Here is a 22,238-nt window from a genome sequence, read left to right as displayed (position 1 = left end):
AGCCCCGATATTTCCGCATAAGTCGCGCTTTGAATCAGGCCCATCGTGATCGCGGCGATCCAGATCGCCCACGCGGGCTGGCCAATCGTCGCGCATACGCCGCCGATCGTGAACAGCACGCCTGCCGGCACGCCGCTCGTTACCCAAAAAGCGTCTTTCCAGGTCAGGCCACGATGCAGCGTGTGGCCCGTCGAATCATGTGAGATGGTTGCCTCGACATCACTGGTGCGATTCGCACGCAGTCCTGCTTGACTCATCCAATTCCTCCTGTCGATCAGTGTCAGCGCTTTGGCGCTTACTCTGGTCCCATGCAAAGCTGTGATGACTCCACGCAAGGGCGCTAGTGTAACAACTTACGCGCTTTTTTGCAGAATCCGCAAAAGAATTCCGGGATATGGCCGCATGACATCCTGATTATTTCGGATTCCTGCATGCCATTCCCGGCGTGTTTTTATGATGATTCGGACTACCTATTCCATGGTGCTTACTGCGCGCCTTCCGTCCACGAATTCACGCGGTCGGCATGCGCCGCAATCCACGCATCCGCGGCCGCTTCCGGCTTCGAGCCGTTCTGGATCGCGAGCATCACGCTGTCGATTTCACCCGGCTTCCACTGGAATTTCTTCAGGAACGCGACGACCGGCTTCGCCTTGGTTTCGAGTCCCGGATTCACGACGCTGTCGACGTGCTCGGCGCCGCCGAACACCTTCTTCGGATCCTCGAGGAAGCGCAGCTTCCACTTCGCGAACATCCAGTGCGGCGCCCAGCCCGTCACGATGACCGGCTTGTTCGCATTGACCGAACGCGACAGCTCGGCCGTCATCGCGCTGCCCGAGCTCGGCATCAGCGTGTAGTTCAGCCCGTAGCTCTTGATCGCGTCGTCGGTCTTGCGCATCACGCCGGCGCCCGCATCGATGCCGACGATCCGGCCGCCGAAGCTGCCCTTCTCCGCATTGAGGTCGTCGATGCTCTTCGCCTTCACGTACGCGGGCACGATCAGGCCGATCTTCGCATCGGGAAAATTCGCGCCGAGGTCGACGACCTTGGCCTTGTACTCGTCCCAGTACGAGCCGTGCGTGACCGGCAGCCACGCGGACAGCGTCGCATCGAGATCGCCGCGCGCGACGCCCTGCCACATGATCCCGGCCGCCACCGGCACGAGCTTCACCTCGTAGCCGAGCTTCTTCTCGATGACGCGGGCCGCGACGTTCGACGTCGCGACGCTGTCGTCCCAGCCTTCGACGTAGCCGATTTTCAGCGTCGGCTTCGTATCGGCGAGCGCCGATGCGCTCAATGCCACCATCGCCGACAGGGTGCCGGTCCACAACAGTTTTCCGAACAGCTTCATGGTCGATCTCCTTGGTCTGCGCACCGTGCGCGTTGTCTCTCTAGGTTCTTCAACCACAAATCCGCGGTATCGTTGTTTTCCGACGGATGCTTGTCCGGATGCGACGCACCCGGACAACCGATGGCGAGTCTCGACTACTTGTCGATCACGAGATCCGACAGCGGCTTGCTGCAGCACAGCAGCACCATCCCCTGGTCGATCTCGCGCTGGCGGATGCCGCCGTTGTGCTTCATGTCGACCTGCCCCGACACCAGCTTCACCTTGCAGGTGCCGCACATGCCCTGCGTGCACGATGCCGGCAGCCGCACGCCCGACTGGCGCGCCGCGTCGAGCACGTGCTGCTCCGAGCCGCACGAGATCTCGCGGTTGCTCTTCGCGAAGCTGACCGTGTACTGCTTCGTGCCGGCATCGCCGCCTTCGACCGGCGGCGCGAGATCGGCGAGCAGCTCGTCGCTCGCCGTCTGCGCGAGCGTCTCGAACGAGAAGCTTTCCTCGTGATACTGCTTGCGATCGAAGCCGGCTTCGTCGAGCAGGTCGCGCACGGCCTTCATGTACGGCGCGGGGCCGCACGTGAAGATCTCGCGTTCCATGAAATCCGGCGCGATCAGCTTCAGCAGCGGCAGCGTCAGGAAGCCCGTGACGCCCGGCCAGTTGGTGCGCGCGCCGACGCGCTCGACGACGAACGACGTGCGGAAATTCGTGTGGTTCGACGCGATCAGGTCGAGTTCGCGCGCGAAGATGATGTCGTCCGGTGTGCGTGCGCTGTGCACGAACAGGATGTCGCGATCTTCCGCGAGATCGTGGTGCGCGCGGCTCATCGACATCAGCGGCGTGATGCCCGAGCCGGCCGACAGGAACAGGTACTTGCGCGCCGGATGCCGCGCGCACGTGAATTCGCCGGCCGGGCCGAGCACGCGCACCGACGCGCCCGGCTGCAGGTTGTCGTGCAGCCAGTTCGACACCTTGCCGCCCGGCACGCGCTTCACCGTGATCGAGATCGTGTGCGGCCGCGCCGGCGACGACGAAATCGTGTAGCAGCGGTTGATCGTCTCGCCGTCGATGTCGAGCTCGAGCGTGATGAACTGCCCGGGCTCGAACGAGAACGTGCGGCCCTGCGGCGAACGGAAGAAGAAGCTCTTCACGTCGTGGGTTTCCTGCCGCACGTGGCAGCACACCAGCGTTTCCTCGACGTCGCTCGTCCAGCGCTCGGGCAGCGCGTTCCAGAAGGCCGGGTGCGTCACCCGGCTGTCCGCCGGCTCGAAATTGGCCGCATCTCGCATCATGTCTTGCTCCGCTTATACGCTGCTAAGTACTACGCGCCGGTTTTTTCGGCGAGCCGGCCGATGTACCAGGCCGAGAATTTTTCGACGAGACCTTCCGTGTACGGCGAATACGGGCCCGGCTCGTACGCGCTGCTGTTCGCGCCGCGCTGCGAGAATTCGACGAGCGCGCGATCCTGGTCGTTGGTCGCGTTCCACACGGCCGTGAGGTTCTTCACGTCGTAGTCGATGCCTTCCTTCGCGTCCTTGTGCACGAGCCACTTCGTGCGCACGAGCGTCTTGCCGGCCGACAGCGGAATCACCGAGAACGTCACGATGTGATCGCTCATGAAGTGGTGCCACGAATTCGGCTGGGTCCAGAACGACAGCCCGCCGAGATCGGCCCTGTCGAAACCGCCGAGCAACTTCTTCGACGCGACCTTCGCGTCGAGCGTCTGCGATTCGCCGTCGCGGTCCAGCGGCAGGCGTTGCGTGCGGAAACCCGTCACGTCGAGCAGCTTTTCGATTTCGGCGGACGGCAGGCCCATCTCGGCCCACTCCTTGCCGCGCCGCACGCAGGTTTCGGCGAATGCGTCCATGCCTTCGGCGTTCGCGTCGGAGCGCTGGTAGCCGAAGCCGTATTCGTACAGCGAGATCGTCAGCTCCGGATGGTTCGCGACGCAGTGATAGCACTCGCGGTTGTTCTCCATCGTGAGCTTCCAGTTGCCTTCCTCGATGATGTCGATCTGCGCGGCGATCTTCGTGTTCGGCAGGTCGTGCGGCAGCAGGTACGGCTCCATCTCGGCCCGCATCTGCGCGAAATCGACCGGCGGCTCGTCGGCGAGGCAGATGAAGATCAGGCCCGCGAGGTTCTCGACGTGCACCGACTTCAGGCTGTGCTTGCACCGGTCGAACTTCTCGCCCATGTGCTCGGCGAACATCAGCTGGCCCGTCAGGTTGTAGGTCCAGCTGTGGTACGGGCACACGATGTTGCCGACCGAGCCTTTGTCTTCGTTGCACAGGCGCGCGCCGCGGTGACGGCACACGTTGTGGAACGCGCGGATCGCCATGTCGTCGTCGCGCACGATCAGAATCGAATCGCTGCCCAACTGCACGGTCACGTAATCGCCCGGCTCGGGAATGTCCGGTTCGATCGCCACCTGGATCCAGTGCTGGCGGAAAATCGCCTCCATGTCGAGCGCGAAGATGTCCTCGCTCGTGTAGAACGGTGCGTCGAGGCTGTGCCCTTCCTTGCGCCGCTCGATCAATGCACGAATGTCTGCCGATACTTTCATCGTTTGCTCCGGATTCCTTGCATCCCTGGGTTTCTTGCCGACAGGCATCAAAATCAGTAGTCGATGAGCTGATGCTCGCGCAAATACGCGAGGATCACTTGTGCTTTTTCGACCGAACTCCCTTCATTTACGACGTTGCCGCCGCGGCTTTCGGTCGTCGTCGCGGACAGCATCCGGGCATGCCCGGAGCGCTTCTCGGCGGCGACCAGCTTGACGGGCTTACGCTCGACCGGGCCGACCGTCCACGCGGCCGCGTCGGCGTCCGCACCGGGCGCCGCGAGCGCGGGCCGAATCGCGCCGGCGCGCAGCCGCGCATACGCATAGCGCGGCTCGACGCCGGCGAGCGGATGCACGGCGACGACGGCCGGCAGCGCCGCGTCGACACGCCGCCGCAGCCCTTTCGGCAAAAATTGCCGAACCGCCGCGCGACCGCCTTCGACCGTCACGTCGACGGCCGAGCCGACGAGCGGATAGCCGAGCGCCGCGGCGACACGGTACGGCAGCATCCCGGTGTCGTACGCGCCCTCGGCGCGCGTGCCGGTCAGCACGAGGTCGTAGCCGTCGACACGCGCGGCGAGTGCGTGCACGGCGTCGTCGCCGTCGCGGCAGGCCAGCACTTCGACCTCCCGCGCACCGAGCGCCAGATAGTCGGCAAGCGCCGCATTCGCGGGGTCGCCTGCATGGATCACGTCGAGCGTCGCGCGATGCTTGTCCGCGAGTTGGCGGCCGGTTTCGAGCGCGGCCGCATCGTTGCGGCTGTAGCGCGCGACGCCGCTGACCGGGTGCCGGCCGACGGACACGAGCACCGCGATGCGTTGCAAGGGGCGAGGGGCGTTCATGCGGCGACTCCTTCGGGTTCACGGGTACCGACCGCGGCCGGCGATTCGCCGCGCGCGGCCCGCGCGGCCTGGACCTGTTCGATCAGCGCGGCGATCGTCGCCTGCGCGTCGCCGACCACCGTCAGGTTCGCGCGCTTCGCGATCGGCGCGCTGCCGTCGAGGTTCACCGCGATCACGTGGCGGCAGTCCTTGATCCCCTGCAGGTGCTGCACCGCGCCGGAGATGCCGAACGCGATGTACACGCTCGCCTCGACCGTCTTGCCGGTCGCGCCGACCTGCTTGTCGCGCGTGAAGTGGCCGTTGTCGACCGCGACGCGGCTCGCGCCGATCGCCGCGCCGAACACGCCGGCCAGCCGCTCGAACGCGCCGATGTCGGACACGCCGTTGCCGGCCGACACGATGAAATCGGCTTCCTCGAGCGCGACCTGGGCCGCGTCGATTTCGTCGAGACCGAGATCGCGATACGGCTGCGCGGCATCGCGCGCCGGGCGGATGAAATCGGCGGCGACGCGTTCGCCCGCGCCGACGAACGGCAGCTTCGCTTCGACCGCGTTCTGCGCGAGCAGGATCACGTCGGGCAGCGCGCGGGTGGCAAACGCACGTCCCGCCTGGGCATACGCGCCGACATGCTTCGCGTCGATTTCGACGACGTGAGTCGCGACGCTCGCGCCGGCGGCCGCCGCGTAACGCCGGCCGAGATCGCCGTCGCCCGTCGCGTTGTCGGGCACGAACACGTGTTTCGGCGCGAGCGCGGCCACGCAGGCCTGCAATGCTTGCAATTCGCTTTCGGGATCGAACGCGCGGCGTTCGAAGCCGGCCAGCTCGAGCAGCTTGTCGACGCCGAGTTCGGCCACGTCGTCCTTCAGTTCGCCGAACGCGAGCAGCGCGACTTCGGTTTGCGCATCGGCGAGCACGGCCGCGGCGGCGATCGCCTGCCGCGAATGGTCGTCGAGCGCGCCGCGTTCGCTATGCGCGACCACCAGCATCACGTGCTTCGGGTCCTGCAGCGCGCGGCGCGGCTTCGCGGCCGCGGCGCCATGACCGTGCGCGGACCACTGCGCGGCGTTCGCATCGGCGCTGCCTTCCTCGCCGAGCGTGATGCGCTTCAGGCCGGCGGCCGTGATGACGAACGGCCGGCGCGGATCGATTCGTTTGATCGTATTCATCGATTCACTCCAGCGAGGCGGCGACGAGTTCGGCGACGTCGAGCACGTCGGGGCGCGGGCCCACGACGCCTTCGAGCATGGCCGTGCAGTTCGGGCACGCGACCGCGACCACGTCCGCGCCGATCGTGCGCGCGTCGGCGATGCGGATGTCCGGGATGCGTTGCTTGCCCGGGATGTCGGTCAGCGGCGCTCCGCCGCCACCGCCGCAGCAGCGGCCGCGCATGCCGTTGCGCTCCATCTCGACGACCTGGATGCCGATCGTCTTCAGCAGCTTGCGCGGCGCTTCGGTCTCGCCGTTGTAGCGGCCGAGGTAGCACGGGTCGTGATAGGTCGTGCGTTTCTCCTGCAGCGCCTCGACGGCCTTCGGCGCGATCTTGCCGCTGTCGGCCAGTTCGGCCAGATAGGTCGTGTGATGCTTGACCGTCACGCGCAGCCCGAGCGCACGGTATTCGTTGCGCAGGCTGTGCATCACGTGCGGGTCGGCCGTCACGATCTGCTTGTACGACAGCGTGCCGAGCGTGCCGATCAGGCGCTTCGCCATTTGCTGGAACGTCGCTTCGTCGCCGAGCCGGCGGGCAACGTCGCCCGTGTCGGTCTCGGTCGGGCCGAGCACGGCGTAGTCGACGCCCGCCTTGTTCAGCACCTTCACGAACGCACGCAGCGTACGCTGATAGCGCATGTCGAACGCGCCTTCGCCCGCGACGAACAGCACGTCGACCGGCTTGCCGGGTTGCGCGACGGGCGCGCTCAGGTCCACCGACCAGTCGTAACGTGCGGCGGTGTCGTAGCCGCCCATCGTGCCCGTCTCGCGCAGGTTCGCGAGCACTTCCTGGCCCTTGCCCGGCACCGTGCCGTGCACGAGCGTGCGGTTGCGGCGCATGTCGACGATCGCGTCGACGTGCTCGATCAGCATCGGGCACTCCTGCACGCATGCGCGGCAGGTCGTGCACGACCACAGCGTCTGCTCCTCGATCAGGCCCGACACGATCGGGCCGTTCGGCTCGCCGCGATGCTGGCCGACCGGGATGCCCGGCGACGGGCTGCCCGCGTACGCCGCATCGGTGCCGCCGGCCATCCCGACCACGAGATCCTGGATCAGCTTCTTCGGATTGAGCGGCTGGCCCGACGCGAACGCGGGGCACGCGGCTTCGCACTTGCCGCACTGCACGCAGGCGTCGAAGCTCAGCAGCTGGTTCCAGCGGAATTCGACCGGCTTCGCGACGCCGTACTCCTGATGCTCGATGTCCGGCAGCTTCAGCGCGGTCGGCGGCGTGGCCGTGCCGTTGCCGGTGAACGATTCGCGCGTCGCGGCGAAACGCTCCTGGCGCGGGTGGAACGCGAGGTGCAGCAGGCCGGCGATCGCATGCTTCATCGGGCCGCCCTTCGCAGCACCGATCGTCATCGTGAACGCGCCGATGCCGATCAGCAGCGCGCAGAGCACCGCGAACGCCCCCGACATCGCGCCGGTCGGCACCAGCATGAACAGCACGAGGCCGAGCGCGAACGAACCGAGCAGCCAGGGCAGCGTATTCCACGGGCCGCGCGACAGGCGCGCCGGCACGTCCTTCGCCGCGCGTCGACGCCACACGAACACCGCGCCGACCAGCATCGCGAGCGCCGCGAGGAAGATCAGCTTGTCGAGCCACGGCGAGTAGATCGCGAGGCCGTAGTTGACGAACACCAGCGCGAGCGCGCCGATCGCGCCGCCGGCGGTCGCGACGTGGGTCTTCGCGATGTACGGATCGCGGGCGACCACGTGGTGCAGGTCGACGAAATAACGCTTCGGAATCGCGAACAGGTTCGCGACGCCGAACGCGCCCGGCGCCGTGGCGCGGCCCAGACGCCAGTATGACGAGCGCTTCGCGACCGCGAACGCGAGCCCCGCCACCGACAGCCACAACAGGGCAGTAATGAGGAAGGACGGGTTCATCTTTCAGAAATCCTTCACGAGACGCAGCGAGTCGTAGATGGCCCCGTGGACGTTGTGCATCGAAATGCAGTCGCCGACACGGAACAGCAGGAAACGGCCGTTGCCGAGTTCTTCCGACAGGCACGGCTGCGGCTCGGCCGCGAACAGCGTGTGCGGATCGATCTGGCCGCGGTTCACCGACTCCGGCTTGAGCTTCCAGTACAGTTCGTCGTTCGGCGACGAACCGTTCTCGATCACCACCTGGTCGACCGCGCGCTCTTCCAGCTCTTCCGTGTACTCGTTGCGCAGCACGGCGATCATCTTGCCGTTCTCTTCATAGACGCGATCGAGCATCGTGTTCGGCGTCGGAATCACGCCGAATGCGTACAGCCGGCGATAGAAGATCGGGAACGTCGTGCCGCCGCAGTCGTCGGCCACCTTCACGTCCGGCGTGACGACCTCGACCTTCGAACCGCGGCTCGCCATGAAATCGGCCACGCCCGCGCCCGCATGCGTGCTCACGCCGTCGAACAGCAGCACGTTCTGCTTCGGCTCGACCTTGCCGGCCAGGATGTCCCACGAGCTGACGGCGAGGCCTTCGGCCACGCCCCACGCCGGCACCTGCCACGTGAAGCTCGAGCCGCCCGTCGCGAGCACGACGATGTCCGGCTTCTCGGCCATGATCGTCTTCTCGTCGGCGGCCACGCCGAGACGCCGGTCGACGCCCAGACGCTTCGTTTCCATGTCGAACCAACGGATGATCCCCGACATCTGCTCGCGCTGCGGCGCCTTCGCGGCGATCATCACCTGGCCGCCCACTTCCGCGTTCTTCTCGAACAGCACGACGTCGTGGCCGCGCAGCTTCGCGACGCGCGCCGCCTCGAGGCCCGCGGGGCCGGCGCCGACCACCACGACCTTGCGCTTCGGACCGCGCGACTTCTCGATGATGTGCGGCATCGTCGCTTCGCGCGACGTCGCCGCGTTCTGGATGCACAGCACGTCGAGGCCGTTGTACTGGCGGTCGATGCAGTAGTTCGCGCCGACGCACTGCTTGATTTCGTCCTCGCGGCCGTCGCGGATCTTGATCACCATGTGCGGATCGGCGATCTGCGCGCGCGTCATGCCGACCAGGTCGATCATGCCGTTCGCGAGCAGGCGCTCGGCCTGGCCCGCGTCGCGGATGCTCTGCGCGTGCATCACCGGGATCTTCACGACCGACTTGATGCCGGCCGCGAGATGCACGAACGGCTCCGGCGGCAACGCCATCGGCGGCATGCAGTTCGCGATCGTGTTGTGCGTGTCGCCGCCCGAGCCGACCACGCTCAGGTAGTCGATCAGGCCCGTCTCCGACATCGCCTGCGCGATTTCCTTCAGCGCTTCGTGATCGAGGCCGTCCTCGTGGAATTCGTCGCCGCACATGCGCAGGCCGACGCAGAAGTCCTTGCCGACCGCCTCGCGCACGGCCGTCAGCACTTCGATGCCGAAGCGCAGGCGGTTTTCGAGGCTGCCGCCCCATTCGTCGGTGCGATGGTTCGAACGCTTGCTCCAGAACTGGTCGATCAGGTGCTGGTGCGCGGCGGAGATTTCGATGCCGTCCATGCCGGCCGCCTTCACGCGCTTCGCGGCCGCCGCGAAATCGCCGATGATGCGGCGGATTTCCTCGATCTCGATGATCTTCGCGTTGCCGCGGTGCACGGGCTCGCGCACGCCCGACGGCGACATCAGGTGCGGCCAGTGCTCGCCGTGGAACGACGAGCGGCGGCCCATGTGCGTCGCTTGGATCATGATCTTCGCGCCGTGCTTGTGCATCGTGTCGGCCAGGCGCGTGAGCGGGTCGATGATCTTGTCGTTCGACAGGTTCACCGATTTCCACCAGCCTTGCGGGCTGTCGATCGAGACCGGGCTCGAACCGCCGCAGATGGCCAGGCCGACGCCACCCTTCGCCTTTTCTTCGTAGTAGCGGATGTAGCGGTCGCCCGGCAGGCCGCCCGGCTCGGCATACACCTCCGCGTGCGCGGTGCTGACGATCCGGTTGCGCAGCGTCAGCTGGTTCAGCTGCATGGGTTTGAACAGGTGGGGATAACGCATCGCAGGCGACCTCTGGCGTTCGAATGTCTCGTGTTGCGGGTGTTTATATGTTTCAGTGCATCGGTGCGTCAGTGCGCGAGCGGCGACACTTCGAAGACGCAGTGGTCGTGATGCTCGGCCGCGCACTGCACTTCTTTCGATTGCGCGCGCGGCGCGTTCTTGCCTTCCGGCGTCGTGTCGTTGACCCAGTCCATCGCGCCCGCGAACCAGCCGGCGAACATGTAGCAGAGCTTGCCTTCCTTGCCCGGTTGCTGGAGCACGAACGACGAGTGGCGCAGTTCGATCTTCGCGCGGGCGCTGGCCGGATCGGCCTCGATGATCGAGAACAGGCCCCAGCCGCGTTGCGACAGGCGCTTCAGGTAGTGCTCGAACACGGCCATGCCGGTCAGGCCGTGCAGCTTCGCTTCCTTGTCGCACCAGTGGTAAGCGGACTTGTAGCCGGCCTTGTAGAGGATCTCGGCATACGCTTCGACGCCGAGCGCTTCCTCGACGGCGACGTGGTTGTTCGTGAAGAAGTGGCGCGGCACGTACAGCATCGGCAGCGCGTCGGTGGTCCAGACGCCGGTATCGGGATCGACGTTGATCGGCAGTTGCGGTTGCATCGTGGTGACTCCGTGAGGAAATTGGCCGCGCGGCTCAGTGCGCAGGCGCGACATCGTCCGCGTGCCCGCGCGGCAAGCGCGGGCACGTCCCGATTTTTTTATGTTGAAACGCGGGGAGCGGTTCGGCGGGCGTGGCGCTTACGCGCCCCACACGTCCTTGAACACGCGCACCCAGTTCTCGCCCATGATCTTGCGGATCCGCGATTCCTTCCAGCCGTGGCGCTCCATCGCGGCGGTCAGGTTCGGGAATTCGCCGATCGTACGGATACCTTCCGGGTTGATCACCTTGCCGAAGTTCGTCAGTTGGCGATAGCGGCCCTTGTCGTGCGTGAGCATGTCGAAGAACTCCTTCGCATAGTCCTGCGTGAAGTCCGTGCCGATGCCCACCGCGTCTTCGCCAATCAGGTTCACGACGTAGTCGATCGCCTCGATGTAGTCGTCGATGTTCGCTTCGATCCCGCGCTTCAGGAACGGCGCGAACATCGTCACGCCGACGAAGCCGCCCGCATCGGCGATCTCCTTCAGCTGCGCGTCGCTCTTGTTGCGCGGATGCTCCTTCAGGCCCGACGGCAGGCAGTGCGAGTAGCACACCGGCTTCTTCGAGAATGCGATCGCTTCCGACGACGTGTTGCCGCCCACATGCGACAGGTCGACCATGATGCCGACGCGGTTCATCTCGGTGATCACTTCGCGGCCGAAGTCCGACAGCCCGCCGTCGCGCTCGTAGCAGCCGGTGCCGACCAGGTTCTGCGTGTTGTAGCAGAGCTGCACGACGCGCACGCCCATGTCGGCGAACGCCTCGATGTAGCCGAGGTTGTCCTCGAACGCATGCGCGTTCTGGAAGCCGAGGATGATGCCGGTCTTGCCTTCCTTCTTCGCGCGGAAGATGTCGTCCGTCGTGCGCACGAGCGTCAGCAGCTCGCCGTTGTCGCGGATCTTCTTCTTCATCACGCCGATGTTGTCGACGGTCTTGGCGAAGTTTTCCCACACCGACACCGTGCAGTTCGCGGCCGTGATGCCGCCCTTTCGCATGTCCTCGAACACCGGCTTCTCGAACTTCGAGATGTTCAGTCCGTCGATGATGATGCTGTCCTGATGCAGCGTGCTCATATCTGCTCTCGCTCGTGTGACTGTTCTGGTGGGGTCGATCAATAGATCGGGAAGCGCTCGCAGAGCGCGAAGATCTCGCGGCGCACGCGCTGTTCAGTGGCGGGATCGCCTTCCGGGTTCGCACGCAGCGCGTCGAACACTTCGAGGATCAGGCGGCCGATCTCGCGGAACTCCGCGACGCCGAAGCCGCGCGTCGTGCCCGCCGGCGTGCCGAGACGGATGCCCGACGTGACGGTCGGCTTCTCGGTGTCGAACGGGATGCCGTTCTTGTTGCAGGTGATGCCCGCGCGTTCCAGCGCCTGCTCGACCGGCGCGCCCTTCAGGCCCTTCGGGCGCAGGTCGACCAGCAGCAGGTGATTGTCGGTGCCGCCCGTGACGAGATCGACGCCGCCGGCCTTCAGCACTTCGCCGAGCGCCTGTGCGTTCGCGAGCACGTTGTCGATGTAGGTCTTGAAGTCCGCATGCAGCACTTCGCCGAACGCCACCGCCTTGCCGGCGATCACGTGCATCAGCGGGCCGCCCTGCAGGCCGGGGAACACGGCCGAGTTGATCTTCTTCGCGATCTCCTCGTCGTTGGTCAGCACGAAGCCGCCGCGCGGGCCGCGCAGCGTCTTGTGCGTGGTCGACGTGACGACGTGCGCGTGCTCGACCGGGTTCGCATGGCGGCCCGCGGCGATCACGCCCGCGATGTGCGCCATGTCGACCATCAGCTTCGCGCCGACGCTGTCGGCGATCGCGCGAAAGCGCGCGAAGTCGAGCGCGCGCGGGTACGCCGAGAAGCCGGCGATGATGAGGCTCGGCTTGTGCTCGTGGGCGAGCGCCTCGACCTGGTCGTAATCGATGCGCAGCGTGTCGCGATTCACGCCGTACTGGACGGCGTTGAACCACTTGCCCGACAGCGCCGGCTTCGCGCCGTGCGTCAGGTGGCCGCCCGCGTCGAGCGACATGCCGAGCACCGTGTCACCCGGCTTGGCCAGCGCGAGCATCACCGAACCGTTCGCCTGCGCGCCCGAGTGCGGCTGCACGTTCGCATAGCCGGCGTTGAAGATCTGCTTCACGCGTTCGATCGCGAGCGCCTCGACTTCGTCCGCGAATTCGCAGCCGCCGTAGTAGCGCTTGCCGGGATAGCCTTCCGCATACTTGTTGGTCAGCACCGAGCCCTGCGCCTCGAGCACGGCGCGCGACACGATGTTTTCCGACGCGATCAACTCGACCTGCGACTGCTGACGCTCGAGTTCCTTCAGGATGGCGCTGCGCACCGGCGCGTCGCGCTCGGCAAGGGGCTGCGAGAAGAAAGGCTGGGTATTCGACATAGTGCGTCCGTGACGAAGAATGAAGGGCTGCAACCGAAGCTCAAGGGCCGCCGTGCCTGGGGTTCCCGCGCGTCCAGTGCAAGGCTGCCGACGGCTCTATTCTTGTCGTTCGGATTTTCGGCGGATTGATGAATTTAGACGCGTTCTTTGCCTTTTCCGCCATGCGCGTCCGTTTTATACAAGTGACCGGTCGTGCTTTTCGGGGCGACCGCCCGAAACGGTGCGAGCGATTCACCTATGGACACGCACACCGGCAGTGCGTTTGCCGCACGTTCGCGTGCGGCTTCTCCCGGATACGGTGCAGTGCAGCAACGGCCCGATGCCCAGACAACGTATGGAGCTAGGGTTTAGCCGTATGGCACGCTTGTTGCACTCGCTCACACAATACCGCAGCCCGATTCGTGCCCCGGGCCAAAAGCTATTAGAGATTCAAGGAACGCTCCCCATGTCGCCCGACCGCACAGCGTCGCTGTCCCACTTCGCGTTCATGCCTTTACCGAACTTCACGATGATCGCGTTCACCAATGCGATCGAGGTGCTTCGGATGGCGAATTATCTGAGCGGCCAGCCGCTCTACCGCTGGTCGGTGATCAGCCCGGACGGCGGCCCGGTCACGGCGAGCAACGGCCTCACGGTCGACACGGGGCCGGCCGAATGCGTGGGGCAGCCCGACATCGTGTTCGTGTGCGGCGGCGTCGACGTGCAGCGCGCGACCACGCCCGCCCACCTGTCGACGCTGCGCCGCTTCGCGCGCTCGGGGCTGCCGCTCGGCAGCCTGTGCACGGGCACCTATGCACTCGCGAAGTCGGGGCTGCTCGCGGGCTACGCGTGCGCGATCCACTGGGAGAACATGTCGGCGCTGAAGGAGGAGTTTCCGGATACGCGCTTCCTGAAGGAACTGTTCGTGATCGACCGCGATCGCATCACGTGCACGGGCGGCGTCGCGCCGCTCGACATGATGCTGAACCTGATCGCCGCGCGCGTCGGCACCGCGCGCGTCACGCAGATCGCCGAGCAGTTCATCGTCGAACACGTGCGCGACACGAGCGCGCAACAACGCATGCCGCTCGTCGCCCGCCTCGGCTCGGCGAACAAGTCGCTGTTCGAAGTGATCTCGCTGATGGAGAACAACATCGAGGAGCCGCTGTCACGCGAGGAACTCGCGCGGCTCGCGAACATGTCGCAGCGGCAGTTGCAACGCCTGTTCCGCGAGCATCTCGGGATGACGCCGACGCACTACTACCTGACGCTGCGGCTGCGCCGCGCGCGCGAGCTGCTGCTGCAGACCGACATGTCGATCATGCACATCACGATGGCGTGCGGCTTCCAGTCGGCATGCCATTTCAGCAAGAGCTATCGCGACGCGTTCGGCGTCGCGCCGACCCGCGAGCGCCGCAAGCAGGTTGCGCCGCTCGCGCAGGGTGCGGCGGCGGCCGGGCCGGCGTTTCCGACGCATCTGCTGCATGCGTGAAGCGCGGACTATCTGAAGCAAAAAAAAGCGGCCTCGAAGGCCGCTTTTCCGTTTGCGCTTACGATCCCCACACCTGCATTTCATCGAGCGAGTACCCCCACTGCGTCGCCCGCTTCGTGCCGAGCATCCGCACGTAACGCCCCTGCCCGTTCAGGTTCGGCAACGTCACGTGCCCGTACGACACGCCGTTGTTGGTCGAGTAGATCGTCGTCCAGTTCGCGTTGTCGTTCGACGTCTGGATCTGATAGACGAGCGCGCCCGCATCCCAGTACAGATCGATGCTGCTGATCGTCTTCGTCGCACCGAGATCGACGGAGATCCATTGCGGATCGACGCCCGCGCCTTCCGGCGAATCCCAGCGCGTGCTCGTCGTGTTGCCGTCGAACGCCTTGTCGGCCGTCAGCGACGCGTCGTAGCTCGCCGATGCGGCGGCCGGACGGCCTTGCGACAGCAGCGTCAACTGCCTGGCGGCCGGGCCGCCGTAGTAGTTCGCGCCGAGCTTGGCCTTCGTCGTGTCCGCATTCACGCCGAACTGCGACAGGCTCCAGCGCTGGCCGGTCGTCACGTCGCCGACGTAGAGCTGATAGCCGCCCGCCGTCGTCGACGAGAAAAACAGATAGTTCGTACCACTGACAGGCGCCGGGTCCGAGTTGTTGCTCATGCAGTCGTTGAGCGCCAGCGCACTCGGCGTCGAGGCCGGGTCGGCCGTCTTCGCATAGATCTGGTCGGCTCCGCCGCTGTCCTTCCAGCGCGCGTAGTACACCATGCCGTCCGCACGCACGATCGGGTAGTACGTCTGCAACCCGGCCGGACGATCGAACACGGCGGTCGCACCGGTCGCGATCGTACGCTTCATCAGCCCCATGTTCGAGCCGGTGCCCGTCGCGTAGTACACGGCGCTCGCGTCCGGCGCGAGGAACGGCATCGAGTATTCGGCGCCGGCCGGCGCGTTCGTCAGGCTCACGACGGACGTGAACACCGGCCCCGCGCTCGTGTACGACAGCGTCGCCTGCTTGACGTCGCCGTTCTGCTTGAACACGAGCGTCTTGCCGTCCGCGCTGAACTTCGGGTCTTCGTTGCGGGTGGCACCCGTGCTGTTCGTCATGTTGACGGGCGGCGTGCCGGCGCCGAGCTGCAGCATGAACACGTTCCATGCGCCGTTGCGGATGCCCATGAACGCGAGCCACTTGCCGTCGGGGCTGAACACGCCGTTCATCGGATCGGTGATGCCCCACGCGCTCTTGCTGAGTTGCGTCAGCGTATGGACCGAAAAATCGTAGAGGAAAAGCTGGCTCGTGCCGTCGCCGTACTTGACGTAGCTGTGATAGACCAGCTTGCCGGTCAGCGCGGCGGGAAACGTCGCGTTCGGCTGGGCGGCGGGATTGTTGACGCAGGCTGCGGCGGCCACGCCGCTGAACAGGTTGAGGGCGATGCCGGCCACGAGGCCGGCGACGAGGGTCTTCGATTTCACGCTGGATGCTTCCGGGTAAGGTGGGGACGCCGCTGACGAGGACCCGCGCGGCACGCGCGGGCGTCACGGATCCGCCGTCGGGCAGCGTGAATTCCGTATCGGTCGGACATCGGGAACAAAACTTGCGGCAGTGTGCCTTCTGGTCAGACGAAAGAAAAGGATCAGAGCGCGCTTAAAACATACGGATCAGCGATTTAGGGCGCGCTTGCACGTGACGGCTGCCGTACTACTCTTTGTCATCTGGGTCCAACGCCGGGAGGACACGCATGAAGCGTTATGCGGTGCTGGCGCAGACGGTTGCCGACGCGATCCGGCGCGGCGACCTGGCGCCCGGCGCGCGCATTCCCACCGTGCGCGCGGCATGCCGCGCGTATCGCGTCAGCCCGTCCACGGTGTTTCGCGCGTACTACGCGCTCGAAAGCGAGGGCCTGATCGTCGCGCGGGCGCGCTCCGGTTATTTCGTTGCGAACGTCTCGGACAAGCACGTGCGGTTCGGCCGCGATCCTCCGCGCAAGCCGGGCGCCGCGCAAACCGGCGACGACGATGCGCTGTTCCGCCTGCTCGACTCGCTCAAATGCGACGACATCGTGCCGCTCGGCTCGGCATTCGCGAGCTATTCGCTGTTCCCGATGAGCAGCCTGTGGCGCTACGTGGCGTCGGCCGCCCGCAACATGGATCGCACGAAACTGCTCGCGGGCTTGCCGCCCGGTAACGAAGCGCTGCGCCGCCAGATCGCGTTGCGCTATCTGAACGCGGGCGCGTCGTTGCCGCTGGAGGAAATCGTGATCACGACGGGGGCGACCGAAGCGCTGACGCTCAGCCTGCAGGCGCTGACGCGCCCGGGCGACATCGTCGCGATCGAACGGCCGGCATTCCATGCGGTGCTGCAGGCCGTCCAGTGCCTGCACCTGAAGGCCGTCGAGATTCCGGTCGACCCGCGCACCGGCCTCGACCTCGACGCGCTCGCCGAGGCGCTCGACACGCATCCGGTGCGGGCGTGCTGGTTCATGACGTCGTTCCACAACCCGACCGGTGCAACGCTGACCGACGAGCGCAAGCGCGCGCTGATCGACCTGCTCGCGTCGCGCGGCGTGCCGCTGATCGAGGACGACGTGTACGGCGAACTGCAGTTCGGCACGGCGCCCACGCGCCCGGCGAAACTGTACGACGACAGCGGGCTCGTCCTGCATTGCGGGTCGTTCTCGAAATGTCTCGCGCCCGGGTTCCGGATCGGCTGGGTCGCGGCCGGCCGCTTCGTGCGGCAGATCCGCCAGGCCAAGGGCGCGAGCGCGCCGGCCGCCGACGTACCGGCGCAGATGGCGATTTCGAGCTACCTGCGCGACGGCGCATACGATCGTTTCCTGCGCAAGCTGCGACGCAATCTCGCCGCGCACCAGGCGCAGATGCTCTCGGCCGTGCGCGCGTATTTTCCGGCCGACACCGAAGTGTTCGCACCGCGCGGCGGGTATTTTCTGTGGATCGAATTGCCGCCGCACATGGACGCGATGCACCTGTTCGACGACGCGATGGAAAGCGGCGTCAGCATCGCGCCCGGGCCGATCTTTTCCGCCACCGGCGGCTTCCGCCGCTATATGCGACTCAACTACGGGCGCCCGTGGACACCGGCCGTCGAGCGCGCGCTGGAGACGCTCGGCACGCTCGCGTCCCGGCAACGGCACGGCGGCTAGCATGAGACGGGCGGCACGAAACGTGCGGCACGCGACGCGCGACATGCGCCTTGCGTTTCACGCGCGAACGACCAAGAATGAAGCGGCAGGCAGCCGCGGACGAACGGGTTCCACGCGTCCGATGTTATGGAGAATGAAATGAACACCGAATCCAGACGACCGCCGATGTGTCACCCGACGATGGCGCCCGCCGGTCGCTGACATGCGCGTCCTGCCCAACCGAAGCGTCCGCGCGCGCGATGCGTGGCGTGCCGTGCTGAACGCGCGCGCCGAATCGCGGCACGCGACGTGCTGCCGCTGCCGCGAATGCGGTTTCGTGGCATTCCGCGCGCTCGAGCATTGCCCCGTCTGCGGTCAGTGGAACTGGCCGTTCGAACCGATTCGCCGCACGCCGGCCGACGCGCGTGCCGCGCATGCGCCGCGGTCGTTCCATACATGGTCGTCGCGCGTCGCCCGCGCGCTGCGCAACGCGGCTGTCCAGCGGCCGCGCGCATCGAGCGCGCCGATCCTGAGCATCCTCACGCTCGTGCTGCTGGTCGGCGGCTACGTGACGGTCGACCAGACCTGCAAGGCCGATCCCGCTTGTCGCGGATCCGCTGCGCCGGCCGCTGTCGCGACCGGAGCCGTACTTCAGGCGTCGAACGAGCCATTGATACCGGTCGTGCCGGCACCCGTCTACCCGTTTCATTCGACCGATGAAACACGGGTGGCAGCCAATCCGCAACCGGCCGCCCCGTTCGCCGGCAAACCCGCGCGCAGGATGGCGGTTGCGCAAGCCGCGCCGTCGTTGCGCGCGCCCGACCGCATGCGCACCGGCGCAGTCCGCGTGGCCGACTGGAAAGGCGGCCGCGACGTCGCCCATCGCACGCGCGCGATCCGCCGCGTCAGCCTGCACACCGGGCGCGCCCGCCGCGCCGCGGCCAGCAACGCCGAAATCGCGAAGCTCTATCGCGGCCACTGAGCGCGCGATCCAGACCCGCGCGCCCGTCGATTCGATTTTCTAAACCGCCCGTCGCAAAACCTCGTTTGTGTCGCGACGGACGCATGACGTTCAATGGATCATTCGCCCGCGCCGGCGCGTATCGCACGCCGGCCGCCCGATCCACCGAACGGAGTCCGCGATGAATGCGCTGCAGCTCGTGACCCTGGCCGCCATCTGGGGCGCGTCCGCTCGCCGCATTGCCTCCCCCACCTTCGCGCCCGCAATGAAAACGGGCGGCCCGTTTCCGGCACCGCCCGCTTCGTGTCGCGCGTGTCGAACGCTAGCGCATCACGCCGCCAGCAACCCGTGCGGGTCGATGACGAATTTGCGCGGCGCGCCGCCGTCGAACTTCTTGTAGCCTTCCGGCGCCTGGTCGAGCGAAATCACTTCGACGTTGACGATCTTCGCGATCGGCAGCCGGTCGAACAGGATCGCCTGCATCAGGTTGCGGTTGTACTTCAGCACCGGCGTCTGGCCCGTGAAGAACGAATGCGACTTCGCCCAGCCGAGGCCGAAGCGGATGCTCAGGCTGCCGTGCTGCGCGGCCTTGTCCTTCGCGCCCGGATCGTCCGTCACGTACAGGCCCGGGATGCCGATCGCGCCGGCCGGGCGCGTGATTTCCATCAGCGAGTTCAGCACCGTCGCGGGCGCTTCCTCCGCATGGCCCGACGAGCCGTGGCCGTGCGCCTCGAAGCCGACGCAATCGACCGCGCAGTCGATCTCCGGCACGCCGAGGATCTGCGCGATCTGCTCGCCGAGCGACGCGTCCTTCGACAGGTCGACCGTCTCGAACCCCATCGCCCGTGCGTGCGCGAGGCGCTCCGCGTTCATGTCGCCGACGATCGTCACGGCCGCGCCGAGCAGGCGCGCCGACGCGGCGGCCGCCATCCCGACCGGGCCCGCGCCCGCGATGTACACCGTCGAACCGGGCTTCACGCCCGCGCTCACCGCGCCGTGATAACCGGTCGGCAGAATGTCGGACAGGCAGGTCAGATCGCGGATCTTCGCCATCGCCTGATCGCGATCCGGGAATTTCAGCAGGTTGAAATCGGCATACGGCACGAGCACGTACTCGGCCTGGCCGCCGATCCAGCCGCCCATGTCGACGTAGCCGTAAGCGCCGCCGGCACGCGACGGGTTGACGTTCAGGCACACGCCCGTATGCGTGTCCTTGCACATCGCGCAGCGCCCGCACGCGACGTTGAACGGCACCGACACGAGATCGCCGATCTTCAGCGTCTCGACGTCCGGGCCCACTTCGATCACTTCGCCGGTGATCTCGTGACCGAGCACGAGGCCGACCGGCGCGGTCGTACGGCCGCGCACCATGTGCTGGTCGGAGCCGCAGATGTTCGTGCTGACGACTTTCAGGATCACGCCGTGGCCGATCGCGCGGCCGCTCGGGTCGACCATCTTCGGATAATCGATTTTCTGGACTTCGACCTGACCCGGCCCAAGATAGACGACACCTCGATTGCTGCTCATCGTATTGTCTCCATGTCTCGTTGGATGGCGCCGCGGCGCGCCGGCCCTTGCGGCGCACGCGCAACGTGCTGTTCGAGAGTAGTCCGGGAGGCAGGGGGGCCGATGTCTCAAACGCGACACGCGTTTGATCCGGGCCGACATCGGCGCGCCGGGATACGCCTGCATGCGGATCCCGCACGTCGCGCCCCGTTTTCGACAAAATCTGACAAGACAAATCGATAACGCAGTTGGCCTAGTACTCATCCAATATCAATACGCGGCCACGCTCCGTAGTATCCCCGACGCTCCACGCGCCATCGGCGCGCCAATTCGTCGAGGGTGAAAATTCGTCCCATCCACCGCATCCCGCACCACGCCGATTCCGATACCGCCGTCGGGTCGGCGATCTCCGGGCGGCCGCTCCCGCTACACGACACGTCTCGTCCGCGGCATCGCGCCGCCTGCACCGATTGCATCGCGCACTGGGCGGGCCTCCCGGTCTGGTACATCGGCGCCGTGCTGTTGCTGCCGGGCATTGCACACGCGCTGCCGCCCAGCGCCGGGCAATCGATGCGTGACATCGAGGCCACACGCCCCACCCTGCCTGCCGACTCGCCGCCCGATCTCGCCATCGCGCCGCCGCCCGACGCGAAGCCGCCGCCGCCCGGCGACGACGCCGGGCCGCGCGTACGGGTGCAGGCATTCGCGATCGGCGGCAATCGTGCGTTCGACGCCGAACGGCTGCAGCCGCTTCTCGCGGACCTCGTCGGCCGCGAACTGAGCTTCGACGAACTCCGGCAAGCCGCCGACCGGATCTCCGCGTATTACCGCGAACACGGCTACGTGCTCGCGCGCGCCTACCTGCCGCGGCAGGACATCGACGACGGCGTCGTGCGCATCGACGTGCTCGAAGGCCGTTACGGCGCCATCGAACTGAACAACCGCTCGCGCGTGCTGGACGGCGTCCTGCGCCGGCCGCTCGCCGGCCTGCGCCCCGGAGACGCCGTGCAGGGCGACACGCTCGAGCGCAGCCTGCTGCTGCTCGACGACCTGCCGGGCGTCATCGCGAAGGGCACGCTGCGCCCGGGTGCGGAAGCCGGCACGACCGATCTCGCCGTCGACGTCGAACGCGGCCGGTTCGCATCGGGCTCGCTCGATGTCGACAACTACGGCGACCCGCTCACCGGCCGCTATCGCGCCACCGGCAGCGTCGACGTCGACGCCCCGCTGCGGCTCGGCGATCGGTTCGCGCTGCGCGGGCTCACCAGCGATTCGCGCCAGCGTTATTACCGCGCGGCCTATCAGTTGCCCGTCGGCCCCGCGTCGACCCGGCTCGGCGTCGCGTATTCCGACATGGGTTACCGGGTCGGCGGAAGCTTCGACGATCTCGACTATCACGGCCGCGCATCGGTGCAAAGCGTATCCGTCTCGCAACCGCTGCTGCGCAGCCGCCGCGCGAACGTCAATGCGCAGCTGCTCTACGAGAACAAGCGGCTGCACGACGACTACGACGCATTGGACGTGCACGGCGCGAAGCGCATTCGCATGGGGTCGTTCAGCATCGGCGGCAGCAACCAGGACGACTGGTTCGGCGGCGGCCGCAGCAGTGCGTCCGTGACGTTCGGCATCGGCCGGATGAGCGGCAACGATCCGCTCGATTTCGATTCGCTCGCGAAAACCCACGGCCGCTTCGCCAAGCTGAACGTCAACGCATTGCGGCTGCAGGCGCTCACCGCACGGTTTCAGCTCTACGTGCAGTTCAGCGCGCAACTGGCATCGCGCAATCTCGACTCGTCGGAAAAGTTCAGCCTCGGCGGCCCGTACGGGGTGCGCGCATACGGGCTCGGCGCGGGCAGCGGCGACCAGGGCTGGCAAGCCAGCGCGGAGCTGCGCTACCTCGCCGCGCCGGGCTGGCAAGTCAGCACCTTCGTCGATACGGGACGCGTGCAGCTCAACAAGCAGCCGTGGAACCGGGAACGCAACACGTTGCAATTGTCGGCGGCCGGCATCGGCTTCGGCTGGTACGGCGCAAGCCGGCAGGTCAACGTCGCGGTCTCGCGACCGCTCGGCAGGTCCGACGAGGTGGCCGCGATCACGCGATCGCCAGGTGTCTGGCTCCAGGCGACCCAGTACTTCTGAGTCGCCCGGCGCCGACGGCCAGCCCGGCAGCGCCGCGGGCCGGCATTCGGGCGGCGGGCGGCGTGACTGCCCGCCGCATGAAGCGGAAAGCCGT

16 protein-coding genes and 1 pseudogene are annotated in these 22,238 nt (G+C 66.7%); 4 read left to right on the top strand and 13 right to left on the bottom strand.

The window, feature by feature from the left end; all coding sequences use genetic code 11:
- From WT53_RS33040 to WT53_RS27160, 11 genes and pseudogenes are all read right to left on the bottom strand, one after another.
- Positions 1-257: pseudogene (locus tag WT53_RS33040) on the bottom strand (amino acid permease); the annotation flags it as partial.
- 227 nt (positions 258-484) lie between these two features.
- A complete protein-coding gene (locus WT53_RS27205; RefSeq protein WP_034204269.1) occupies positions 485-1,348 on the bottom strand; it encodes a glycine betaine ABC transporter substrate-binding protein in 864 nt (287 codons plus the stop codon).
- Positions 1,349-1,482: 134 nt separating this feature from the next.
- The gene (locus WT53_RS27200) at positions 1,483-2,631 is read right to left on the bottom strand and encodes a hybrid-cluster NAD(P)-dependent oxidoreductase (RefSeq protein WP_034204268.1); all 1,149 of its coding nucleotides are present in this window, start codon (positions 2,629-2,631) and stop codon (positions 1,483-1,485) included.
- 29 nt (positions 2,632-2,660) lie between these two features.
- Positions 2,661-3,902, bottom strand: a complete 1,242-nt coding sequence (locus tag WT53_RS27195) for an SRPBCC family protein (RefSeq protein ID WP_034204267.1) — start codon at positions 3,900-3,902, stop codon at positions 2,661-2,663.
- Positions 3,903-3,955: 53 nt separating this feature from the next.
- A complete protein-coding gene (locus WT53_RS27190; protein WP_034204266.1) occupies positions 3,956-4,741 on the bottom strand; it encodes a drug:proton antiporter in 786 nt (261 codons plus the stop codon).
- Positions 4,738-5,907: an electron transfer flavoprotein subunit alpha/FixB family protein gene (locus WT53_RS27185; RefSeq protein WP_034204265.1), complete on the bottom strand. Its 1,170-nt coding sequence runs from the start codon at positions 5,905-5,907 to the stop codon at positions 4,738-4,740. Before WT53_RS27185 ends, WT53_RS27190 begins: the two co-directional genes overlap by 4 nt.
- A gap of 4 nt (positions 5,908-5,911) precedes the next feature.
- Positions 5,912-7,837 (bottom strand): (Fe-S)-binding protein, encoded by a 1,926-nt coding sequence (locus WT53_RS27180; RefSeq protein WP_034204264.1) that lies wholly within the window; start codon positions 7,835-7,837, stop codon positions 5,912-5,914.
- Positions 7,838-7,840: 3 nt separating this feature from the next.
- Entirely contained in the window at positions 7,841-9,904 is a 2,064-nt protein-coding gene (locus WT53_RS27175; protein WP_034204263.1) for an NADH:flavin oxidoreductase, read from the bottom strand.
- Positions 9,905-9,972: 68 nt separating this feature from the next.
- Entirely contained in the window at positions 9,973-10,506 is a 534-nt protein-coding gene (locus WT53_RS27170; RefSeq protein WP_034204262.1) for a DUF5943 domain-containing protein, read from the bottom strand.
- Positions 10,507-10,644: 138 nt separating this feature from the next.
- Positions 10,645-11,616 carry a dipeptidase gene (locus tag WT53_RS27165; RefSeq protein ID WP_034204261.1) on the bottom strand — a complete coding sequence of 324 codons (972 nt, stop codon included), beginning with the start codon at positions 11,614-11,616 and terminating at the stop codon, positions 10,645-10,647.
- Positions 11,617-11,654: 38 nt separating this feature from the next.
- Positions 11,655-12,929 carry a serine hydroxymethyltransferase gene (locus WT53_RS27160; protein ID WP_034204260.1) on the bottom strand — a complete coding sequence of 425 codons (1,275 nt, stop codon included), beginning with the start codon at positions 12,927-12,929 and terminating at the stop codon, positions 11,655-11,657.
- A gap of 355 nt (positions 12,930-13,284) precedes the next feature.
- Between WT53_RS27160 and WT53_RS27155 the strand changes: the two genes are divergently transcribed.
- Positions 13,285-14,400, top strand: a complete 1,116-nt coding sequence (locus WT53_RS27155) for a GlxA family transcriptional regulator (protein ID WP_080747627.1) — start codon at positions 13,285-13,287, stop codon at positions 14,398-14,400.
- 58 nt (positions 14,401-14,458) lie between these two features.
- Here the strand turns inward: WT53_RS27155 and WT53_RS27150 are convergent, their stop codons facing one another.
- Positions 14,459-15,871, bottom strand: a complete 1,413-nt coding sequence (locus WT53_RS27150; RefSeq protein ID WP_034204258.1) for a discoidin domain-containing protein — start codon at positions 15,869-15,871, stop codon at positions 14,459-14,461.
- A gap of 266 nt (positions 15,872-16,137) precedes the next feature.
- On the opposite strand from WT53_RS27150, the gene WT53_RS27145 reads away from it, so the two are divergent.
- Positions 16,138-17,559, top strand: coding sequence for a PLP-dependent aminotransferase family protein (locus tag WT53_RS27145; RefSeq protein ID WP_034204257.1), 1,422 nt, complete (start codon positions 16,138-16,140; stop codon positions 17,557-17,559).
- Between the two features lie 202 nt (positions 17,560-17,761).
- Positions 17,762-18,520, top strand: coding sequence for a hypothetical protein (locus WT53_RS27140; protein WP_060262358.1), 759 nt, complete (start codon positions 17,762-17,764; stop codon positions 18,518-18,520).
- Positions 18,521-18,829: 309 nt separating this feature from the next.
- On the opposite strand, the gene fdhA is transcribed toward WT53_RS27140, so the two are convergent.
- Positions 18,830-20,026, bottom strand: a complete 1,197-nt coding sequence (gene fdhA / locus WT53_RS27135) for a formaldehyde dehydrogenase, glutathione-independent (RefSeq protein ID WP_034204255.1) — start codon at positions 20,024-20,026, stop codon at positions 18,830-18,832.
- Between the two features lie 549 nt (positions 20,027-20,575).
- Here fdhA and WT53_RS27130 point away from each other — a divergent pair.
- Positions 20,576-22,144 carry a ShlB/FhaC/HecB family hemolysin secretion/activation protein gene (locus WT53_RS27130; RefSeq protein WP_080747706.1) on the top strand — a complete coding sequence of 523 codons (1,569 nt, stop codon included), beginning with the start codon at positions 20,576-20,578 and terminating at the stop codon, positions 22,142-22,144.
- The last annotated feature ends 94 nt before the right edge of the window (positions 22,145-22,238 follow it).

It is taken from the genome of Burkholderia sp. MSMB2157WGS (assembly GCF_001532755.1).
Lineage (GTDB): Bacteria > Pseudomonadota > Gammaproteobacteria > Burkholderiales > Burkholderiaceae > Burkholderia.
The sequence above is the reverse complement of the archived record's forward strand: the minus strand, read 5'-3'. Positions and strand labels throughout refer to the sequence as shown.

Coding starts and splice junctions, on each gene's coding strand:
- WT53_RS27205 (WP_034204269.1), bottom strand. CDS start 1,348: ATGAAGCTGTTCGGAAAACTGTTGTGGACCGGCACCCTGTCGGCGATG.
- WT53_RS27200 (WP_034204268.1), bottom strand. CDS start 2,631: ATGATGCGAGATGCGGCCAATTTCGAGCCGGCGGACAGCCGGGTGACG.
- WT53_RS27195 (WP_034204267.1), bottom strand. CDS start 3,902: ATGAAAGTATCGGCAGACATTCGTGCATTGATCGAGCGGCGCAAGGAA.
- WT53_RS27190 (WP_034204266.1), bottom strand. CDS start 4,741: ATGAACGCCCCTCGCCCCTTGCAACGCATCGCGGTGCTCGTGTCCGTC.
- WT53_RS27185 (WP_034204265.1), bottom strand. CDS start 5,907: ATGAATACGATCAAACGAATCGATCCGCGCCGGCCGTTCGTCATCACG.
- WT53_RS27180 (WP_034204264.1), bottom strand. CDS start 7,837: ATGAACCCGTCCTTCCTCATTACTGCCCTGTTGTGGCTGTCGGTGGCG.
- WT53_RS27175 (WP_034204263.1), bottom strand. CDS start 9,904: ATGCGTTATCCCCACCTGTTCAAACCCATGCAGCTGAACCAGCTGACG.
- WT53_RS27170 (WP_034204262.1), bottom strand. CDS start 10,506: ATGCAACCGCAACTGCCGATCAACGTCGATCCCGATACCGGCGTCTGG.
- WT53_RS27165 (WP_034204261.1), bottom strand. CDS start 11,616: ATGAGCACGCTGCATCAGGACAGCATCATCATCGACGGACTGAACATC.
- WT53_RS27160 (WP_034204260.1), bottom strand. CDS start 12,929: ATGTCGAATACCCAGCCTTTCTTCTCGCAGCCCCTTGCCGAGCGCGAC.
- WT53_RS27155 (WP_080747627.1), top strand. CDS start 13,285: ATGGCACGCTTGTTGCACTCGCTCACACAATACCGCAGCCCGATTCGT.
- WT53_RS27145 (WP_034204257.1), top strand. CDS start 16,138: ATGAAGCGTTATGCGGTGCTGGCGCAGACGGTTGCCGACGCGATCCGG.
- WT53_RS27140 (WP_060262358.1), top strand. CDS start 17,762: ATGCGCGTCCTGCCCAACCGAAGCGTCCGCGCGCGCGATGCGTGGCGT.
- fdhA (WP_034204255.1), bottom strand. CDS start 20,026: ATGAGCAGCAATCGAGGTGTCGTCTATCTTGGGCCGGGTCAGGTCGAA.
- WT53_RS27130 (WP_080747706.1), top strand. CDS start 20,576: ATGCGTGACATCGAGGCCACACGCCCCACCCTGCCTGCCGACTCGCCG.